General features: G+C 58.5%; 2 protein-coding genes and 3 pseudogenes. 4 read left to right on the plus strand and 1 reads right to left on the minus strand.

All coding sequences use genetic code 11. The annotated features are described in order from the left end of the window. Positions 1 to 113: 113 nt before the first annotated feature. From ACWGTI_RS31980 to ACWGTI_RS31990, 3 genes and pseudogenes are all read left to right on the plus strand, one after another. A pseudogene (locus ACWGTI_RS31980) lies at positions 114 to 1,378 on the plus strand (type IV secretory system conjugative DNA transfer family protein); the annotation flags it as partial. A 5-nt stretch (positions 1,379 to 1,383) separates the two neighbouring features. Continuing rightward, positions 1,384 to 1,795 (plus strand): annotated as a pseudogene (locus tag ACWGTI_RS31985) (CopG family transcriptional regulator); the annotation flags it as partial. Between the two features lie 565 nt (positions 1,796 to 2,360). Beyond that, positions 2,361 to 3,530 carry a TlpA disulfide reductase family protein gene (locus ACWGTI_RS31990; protein WP_454578773.1) on the plus strand — a complete coding sequence of 390 codons (1,170 nt, stop codon included), beginning with the start codon at positions 2,361 to 2,363 and terminating at the stop codon, positions 3,528 to 3,530. Between the two features lie 299 nt (positions 3,531 to 3,829). On the opposite strand, the gene ACWGTI_RS31995 is transcribed toward ACWGTI_RS31990, so the two are convergent. Continuing rightward, on the minus strand, positions 3,830 to 4,438 hold the full coding sequence (locus tag ACWGTI_RS31995; RefSeq protein WP_454578774.1) for a LysR family transcriptional regulator: 609 nt from the start codon (positions 4,436 to 4,438) through the stop codon (positions 3,830 to 3,832). A gap of 69 nt (positions 4,439 to 4,507) precedes the next feature. Between ACWGTI_RS31995 and grpE the strand changes: the two are divergent. Then, positions 4,508 to 4,939: pseudogene (grpE, locus tag ACWGTI_RS32000) on the plus strand (nucleotide exchange factor GrpE); the annotation flags it as partial. Between the last annotated feature and the right edge of the window lie 150 nt (positions 4,940 to 5,089).

Here is a 5,089-nt window from a genome sequence, read left to right on the forward strand (position 1 = left end):
GTGGCTCGCGAAATGTGGTGGCAGGGTTGGCTTAGACAACCGAATCCTACGCCAAATCAATCGCTTAGGCTACATCCGCCGCCTCTCAGACGGGTCGTCGTCCATAAGACGGGCTAGTGGAAGTCAGGCGCGGCGCTTGGGAAGTCCGAGACGTCCAGAACGTCGCTGACGTGCTGGTCGACCGAGAGCGGTCGCTGGAACGCCGGAATCATTGGGAAAAGACCAGTCACGCGCTGCTGGTCGGCGCGATCCTGCATGTCCTCTACGCTAAGAATGACAAGACACTGGCCGGTGTTGCCAAGTTCCTCTCCGATCCGCAGCGGCCGATCGAGACGACCTTGCGAACCATGATGCTGACCAAGCACCTTGGCGATGCCGGTCCGCACCCCGTTGTGGCATCGGCAGCACGTGAACTGCTCAACAAATCGGAGAATGATCTGGTTGAGAACGCGCATCCCACGACACTCTATCTCGTCGTCCCGCCATCGGATATCAGCCGCACCAAGCCGCTTGTCCGGCTTATCCTGAATCAGATCGGCCGCAGGCTAACGGAGGATCTCTATGCAAAGGATCGCAGGCATCGCTTGCTTCTGATGCTCGATGAATTCCCGGCACTTGGCCGGCTTGATTTCTTCGAGTCGGCGCTCGCCTTCATGGCCGGTTATGGCATCAAGTCGTTCCTCATTGCCCAGTCACTCAATCAGATCGAAAAGGCGTATGGGCCGAACAATTCCATCCTCGACAACTGCCATGTGCGTGTGAGTTTCGCGACCAATGACGAGCGGACCGCCAAGCGCGTCTCTGACTCGTTGGGAACGACAACCGAAATGCGGGCGATGAAGAACTATGCCGGGCATCGTTTGTCGCCTTGGCTTGGGCATCTCATGGTCGCGACAGGAGACGGCCCGCGCGTTGATGACGCCCGGCGAGATCATGCAGTTGCCACCGAGCGATGGCATTGTGATGGTCTCTGGGCTGTCGCCGATCCGGGCGAAAAAGGCGCGCTATTTCGCAAATCCGCGGGGCGCCGAGCGCGTCCTGCCTCCGCCCAAGCGCACACACAACGACGCAGTATCGCGTCCAGACGACTGGACCGTAATGCCGGAATGTCGCTTTCCGAGGTGCCGACGGGCAGGCAATACGCGCATCGAATTATGGGCAAGGACAGTGATCCCGACAACATGGCATCCGCCGCCAGCCAGAACTGCCAGAGCATGAGGATATCGCGCCGGACCCCAGGCTGGGACACAGTGATGAATTCGATCTTGATCGCGACGAATCCGATGATGAGGCAGCCCGACGACGTTCGGTCGACCAGACGATGCGGCGCCCCGCACGACAGGCCGCACTCGATCCCAAAGTCGGAATCGAACTTTGACCTCCATGAAAAAGCGGCGTCTCTCGGCCTATCTGGAACCGGAGGTCATGAATGCACTTGCTGACTACGCCGCCAAGAGGGATGTCTCCCTGTCGCTGATCGCGGAGGCAGCTATCGCTTCTTTTTTGTCTCCGAATGCCGATGAACGATGAACGCAAAGAGGCGGCAATCGCAAGGCGGCTCGATCAGATCGACCGGCGCCTACAGCGGGTTGAACGCGATCTCGGCATATCGATCGAGACGCTGGCCTTGTTCGTGCGCTTCTGGCTCACGTCAACCCCGGCCTTACCTGACGCCGTTCAGCCTGAAGCGCGCACGGAAGGTAGGCAGCGCTATGACGCCTTCGTCGATTCGCTCGGCCGCAGGTTGAGCAAGGGGCCAAAGCTCAGCCAAGAAATTGGCGAGGACATTGCAGCTGCAGCACCGCCGGACACGGCTGAGTCGCACTCGAGAAAGGGAGACGCGGTCGGCCAGCTCGTCTGTACCGCATTTTGCAAGTTTCTGCACGTCGCGTTGCTGCCGGCCGTTTTCCTTGTTGCAACGCTCACATTCCTGCTTCTTCTAATCATCCCCGTCGACCGCGCTACAAATCGTCCATGAGCAGGTAGGCAGGCTGTTCCCGCGCTATCCAGACATGGCGTGGAGATCGCATGCGTACTTCTAACCAGCGCCGAAGTGCTGCGCGATGGACGACCGTCGATTTGGCTGCCGGCTAGTGGCTACACATACATAATCCGTGTCCAAAATCTGACAGCGACAGACGCCATGTCGGTTTTGCTACAAAAGGCGATCTTGCTCGATAGACCTCCTAAGCAAAGTCGTAGGCTTACTGGTGCTGAGCGAGGTGGCACGGCCTTTGCTTAATCTGAAGAGCGGCAATACTGAGTGAGGGCTGCCCACACGCTTCGTTCGCGTGTTCCGTTTCCCCGGAAAAACAAGCTCGCACAAAAAGTAGCGCATCTGGCGATAATTGGAGAGTGACATGGTGCTTCGGATGAATTCCCCGGCCCCTGCGATCAAGGTGCAGAGCTGGCTGCGTGGCGAGCCGCTGACCGCCTTCCAGCCTGGGAAACTGTACATCGTCGAATTTTGGGCGACGTGGTGTGGCCCATGCGTGGCGGCGATGCCCCATCTGGCGGAGCTGCAGGAGAAATACAAGGATCGCGGGCTTGAAGTTGTCGGGGTCGCCGCTTCTGAAGACGCTCCGACCGCGGACAAAGCGCGTACTAAGCTGGACGCGTGGTTGACGGAAAACTGCTCCTATCTGAACTATCGGATAGCGTTCGATTTCTCAAGCGAAATGGACAAACTTTGGATGGAACCCAGCTTCTCCCTCGGGATTCCGACCTCGTTCGTTGTCGATCGTGACGGCGCCATCGCGTTTATCGGTCATCCGATGGACCTGGCTGAGGTCTTGCCCAAAGTGATCGACGGCAGCTGGCGCACCAGCAAGCAAGCGAAAGCCGGTGATGCCAAGCGGATTGCCGAAAACGAAGGCAGAATGCGCGAACAAGCGGTGAAAACGCCGATATTGGAGAAATATTATGCGGCGTTCAAGAAACAGGAGTGGCACACCGCGCTCTCGGCCATCGAAGAGGGTGTCGCCTTGTTCCCGGACGATCCCAATATCCGGACTTGTCATGCGAATCTGCTACTTCACGAAATGCGCGATATGGAGGCAGGCTTGCCGGTCCTGCAGCTCTTCGTTCGCGACGCGATCAACAAGAACACCGTGAATTGGTTGTCTCAGGCACTGGAACAACTCTTCCATCCGGAGGAGGACTATTCAAACATTCCGTCTGCCGAGCGCTTCGCGATGGGCAAGGAGCTATCCGAACACATCCTGGCTCTGGATCCCCCGGAAGGCGACGGCCGCTTCAAGTTCCTATATTATCCGGCAGCCGGTCAGTACTTTTACGAGAGCGGGGACAAGGATCGCGCGATCGAGTTGATCGAAGTGGCACTGAAGTCGCTTGCTGATTGGCAGGATGGCTCGGAAAAAACGAAACGGCGGATTGGACAGCGATTGCTGCAGGCCCTGGCCAACTACAAGGGTGAGCAGGTTTGCTCACAAGATCTCTGTGTGGCTCCACAACAGGATTTCCCGAAGCCAAACCGCACCCGGCGGAAGAGGAAAGATGAAGAGGGATGACAGGTCGGAAAATCCTTTGGCCTGACTGGGCGATTTTGGGGGGTGCACGCACGTCGCAAGCACGCCGTAAAGGCGATAGAAGTCTGGGCGTATGCGTCGCTACCATCGTGGTTGGGTGGGATGCTGTCACTAGTCCTTCCTCTGTGCGCGGCAGCAAAGGCCTGCCTCGCGAGCTCAGGCGAGACGTCGTCAATGATGGCCGGTCGGCGCCGCGCCCAAAGATCGGTGAGCTAAAGTCGCGGCATCGTGCAGCCGCCGCTCGGTTCACCGTCTCCATGAATGATCCTGAGACATGGATCCTATAGTCTGGACGCCACAAACTTTTCGACCGTCAAGCCGGCCGCAAGCAGATCCGGCCAGATGTAGCTGCGCCCATGTTGTCTCCGTTCATGACCGAGGATCAAGCGTTCGCTTGGGGCCGCCGTTTCGCGCGCGGAACGGTAATGGAGCATCAGATTAGAGCTCGGGATGATGCTTGCGTAGAAACGCGAGTGGCTATCGCCGTGGCCCGCTGATTCAAGCCCCTGAAGCGTGTCGTCGAGATCTTTCAGAATACGTCGTATTTTGGCCAGGAAACAGTCGCCGGCGGCCGTCACCCTGACCCCGCCCGGATAGCGGTGGAACAAAGTCACGCCCAGTCTCAATTCGAGATCTTTTACGCGCCGGCTGAGCGCGGAAAATTGGAGGTTCATCGCGACAAATCCGGCGATGGCTGGATAGCGCAGCAGCCTGTAGCCGGGCTCCCAACCAATCAGCGCTACCCAGCGGAAACCGCCGCAGCGGCGTTCAAATCTGCGCTTGGCCACCTCTTCAACGATGTCTAAGCCAAGTGGCCGTTCAATGGGAGGAATCGAAAGCTCTTCGTCATACGTGCTCGATGCGACAGGGGCTTTCAGTATGCCTGCCATTGATTTTCGGCCGCCAAACCTCGATATCGGGCATAAAATCCATACCATTCGAGAGCACGGGAAATGTCGATGAGCGACCAATCAAAAGACCAAAGCGCGCCCGATGAAGCCGAGACGGCCGGGGCCAATGCCGAATGCAAGGAAGGCAGCCTCGATGGCGACTACGAAGCGGTTGCGCGGCTACTGAAGGCAAACGAAGAGTTGAAGGACCGCACGCTGCGCGTCGCCGCCGAGATGGAAAACCTGCGCCGTCGCACCGCGCGCGACGTGCACGATGCGCGCACTTATGCGGTCGCCAATTTCGCCCGCGACATGCTGTCGGTGTCGGACAATCTGCGCCGCGCGCTCGACGCCATTCCCGCCGAGGCCAAGGCGTCGGGCGATGCCGGCTTCAAGGCGCTGATCGAAGGCGTCGACCTGACCGAACGCACAATGCTGTCGGCGCTGGAACGGCACTGGGTCAAGAAACCGGCGCCAGAAGGCAAGAAGTTTGATCCCAACTAGATGCCGTAATGGGCCGGCCTTCGCGAGCATAGCTAGGTTGGGTGGCTGTCCCTCAGAATGATGGTGTTGAAACGGAGTCCGAGCGATCGGCTCCAAACATCATGAGAGGAACAGCCATGGAACATTATGCGGGAATCGATGTCTCTC

This window comes from Mesorhizobium sp. ArgA1 (genome assembly GCF_053714375.1).